General features: G+C 69.1%; 3 protein-coding genes. All 3 read right to left on the bottom strand.

Going from position 1 to position 2,698, the window contains the following annotated elements; genetic code table 11:
• Positions 1 to 151 precede the first annotated feature (151 nt).
• The 3 genes from scpB to ACLN58_RS20585 are packed head-to-tail and all read right to left on the bottom strand — an operon-like array spanning position 152 to position 2,520.
• On the bottom strand, positions 152 to 718 hold the full coding sequence (scpB, locus tag ACLN58_RS20595; RefSeq protein ID WP_415857094.1) for an SMC-Scp complex subunit ScpB: 567 nt from the start codon (positions 716 to 718) through the stop codon (positions 152 to 154).
• Positions 708 to 1,730, bottom strand: coding sequence for a segregation and condensation protein A (locus ACLN58_RS20590; protein WP_415857093.1), 1,023 nt, complete (start codon positions 1,728 to 1,730; stop codon positions 708 to 710). The genes scpB and ACLN58_RS20590 overlap by 11 nt, the downstream gene beginning before the upstream one ends.
• On the bottom strand, positions 1,621 to 2,520 hold the full coding sequence (locus ACLN58_RS20585) for a ParA family protein (protein ID WP_415857092.1): 900 nt from the start codon (positions 2,518 to 2,520) through the stop codon (positions 1,621 to 1,623). The genes ACLN58_RS20590 and ACLN58_RS20585 overlap by 110 nt, the downstream gene beginning before the upstream one ends.
• Positions 2,521 to 2,698: the final 178 nt, after the last annotated feature.

Raw genomic sequence — 2,698 nt, 5'->3', positions numbered from 1 at the left:
GGCGTTGTTCTGGGCAGAATTCTGCCCCCGTTTGCGTGGTGAACCCTGGCGTCCCGCCTGTGTCATGACCCGGCCTTTGCGTTTATGGAGCGTCCGCTTTCGGACGCGTAGAAGGGAAAGAGGGCGAAAGCCCGCCCTCTAGGATACCGGATCAGCCAGCGAGACCTCCGTAGGCGCCGTCGATCGAGCCCAGCTCGTCGAGTCCGGGCAGATGCGGCGAGAGCTGCGGGAGTTCGGCGACCGAGCCGATGCCGAGGCGCTCGAGGAAATACGACGTGGTCTGGTACAGGATCGCGCCGGACTCCGGATCCGTCCCGACCTCCTCGACGAGCCCCCTCGTGACGAGCGTCCGCACCACCGAGTCGACGTTGACGCCGCGGATCGCCGCGACGCGCGAGCGGGCCACCGGCTGGCGGTACGCGATGACGGCGAGCGTCTCGAGGGCGGCCTGAGTGAGCCGCGCGGTCTGGCCCTCGAGGACATACCCCGAGACGAGGTCCGCGAACTCGGCGCGCGAGTAGAACCGCCAGCCCCCCGCGACCGGGCGCAGCTCGAAGCCGCGGCCGTCGGCGTCGTACTGCGCGGCAAGCGTTCCGAGCAGATCCTCGACCTCGTGCTGCGGGAGGTCGAGCGTCGCGGCGAGCTCCGCCGCGCTCACAGGCTCGTCAACGACCATGAGCACCGCCTCGAGGGCCGCTGCCCTCCGATCACCCTGCATGCTGTTCCTCCCGATTTGGGTCCTCGGCCCCGTCTGCCTCCCCGGCCACCCGCTCGGCGGCGTCATCTGCGGGAGGCTCCTCGCCGTCGTCGTACTCCTCGCTCAGCCGCTCCGCGGACCAGCCCTCCCCCGCGGTCCAGCGCACGCTCAGCTCGGCGAGCGGCGCGGCCTGCTCGAACGAGACCGCGCGATCGCGGAACATCTCGAGGAGCGCCAGGAACCGGGCCACGATCACGAGCCGCGACTCGGCGTCGGCCGTGAGGGCCCGGAAGCTCTGGGGTCCGCCGTAGCGGAGGCGCGCGCCGATGATCGCGGCCTGCTCCCGCACGCTCACGGGCGGCGCGTGCAGGTGGGCGAGCCCGACTTCCGACGGCGGTGCCTCCTTGGGGGCGAAGGCCTTCGCCGCGAGGGCGGCGAACTGCTCGGGCGTGTGCTGCCACACGAGCTCGGGCAGGAGCGCCGCGAACGAAGGCTCGAGCGTCACGGCCCGCGGGAAGCGCCGGCCCTCCGACTCGAAGGTCTCGCCGAAAATCGCCGCGATCTCCTTGAATGCCTTGTACTGAAGGAGCCGCGCAAACAGGAGGTCGCGGGCCTCGAGCCGGGCTACGTCCTCCTCGTCCTCGACCTCGCCCTGCGGCAGAAGCCTCGCAGCCTTGAGGTCCAGGAGCGTCGCCGCGATCACGAGGAACTCGCTCGCCTCGTCGAGCGCCCACTCCTCGCCGCGCTCCCGCAGCGCGCGGATGTAGGCGATGAAGTCGTCGGTGACGGTCGCGAGGGCGACCTCCGTAATATCGAGCCGACGCTTGGCGATCAGGCCCAGGAGCGCGTCGAACGGGCCGGTGAAGTTCTCGAGCCGGACCTCGAAGCCCGATGCGGGCGGTCCGAGGCCCGCTGCTTCCAGGTTAGGGAGCTCCACCGCGGGCCACGAGCTCGCGTGCCAGGGCCCGGTACGCTTCGGCGCCCGGATGGTTGGCCGCGTAGCGCGTGATCGGCTCGGCGGCCACTGTTGCATCCGCGAACTTGATGGTGCGCTTGATCACAGAATCGAAGACCTTGTCGCCAAACGCCTCGACGAGGCGCGCGATGACCTCGCGGCTGTGGAGCGTGCGCGCGTCAAACATCGTGGCGAGGACGCCGTCCACCACGAGCCGCGGGTTGAGGCGGTCCTGGACCTTGTCGATCGTCTCGACGAGCAGCGCGACGGCGCGCAGCGCGAAGAACTCGCAGATGAGCGGGATGACCACGCCGTGCGCGGCCGAGAGCGCGTTGACCGTGAGGAGGCCGAGCGACGGCTGGCAGTCGATGAGCACTACGTCGTACTCGTCCTCGACCTTGCGCAGGGCGCTCGCGAGGACCTGCTCGCGCGCCACCTCGGTGACGAGCTGGACCTCGGCGGCCGAGAGGTCGATGTTCGCGGGGAGGAGGTCGAGGTTCTCGATCTCGGTCTTGCGGATTGCCTCGTGGATGTCGACGTGGCGATCCATCATCACGTTGTAGACCGTGACGTCGAGCTCGTGCGGGTTGGTCCCGAGGCCCGCGGAAGCGGCGCCCTGGGGGTCGAAGTCGACGATGAGCACGCGCCGGCCGTATTCGGCGAGCGCGGCGGCGAGGTTGATCGCGGACGTCGTCTTGCCGACGCCGCCCTTCTGGTTCACCATCGCGATGATGCGGGCGGGCCCGTGTGAGTCGAGGGGTGCAGGGACCGGGTACTCCCGCACGGGGCGGCCCGTGGGGCCAAGCACGACGTCCGTGAGGTCCTCTGTGATGCCGTCCAGAGTCGCGGCGCTCTGCTCTGTGCTCACGTATCCATCCACTTTCGATTCGCTGCCTGCGGCTTCTTGAGACCCCAGCCTACACAGCGGGGACACGCATCTTTGGAACCTTGACAACGGGAATCACGCGAGCCTTGACCCTCAAGTAGAGCCTCAAGGTTGGCTTTTCCCTTAACGTTCAGGGGTCACGTCCCGCTGGTTTAGCCAA

The organism is Sinomonas sp. G460-2 (genome assembly GCF_047759905.1).
In the GTDB taxonomy this organism is placed as follows: Bacteria; Actinomycetota; Actinomycetes; order Actinomycetales; family Micrococcaceae; genus Sinomonas.
This window is presented reverse-complemented; position numbering and strand designations above follow the sequence as displayed.

What these genes read in the sequence shown, in the direction of transcription:
- scpB (WP_415857094.1), bottom strand. Translation starts at nt 718, where the DNA reads ATGCAGGGTGATCGGAGGGCAGCGGCCCTCGAGGCGGTGCTCATGGTC.
- ACLN58_RS20590 (WP_415857093.1), bottom strand. Translation starts at nt 1,730, where the DNA reads ATGCAACAGTGGCCGCCGAGCCGATCACGCGCTACGCGGCCAACCATC.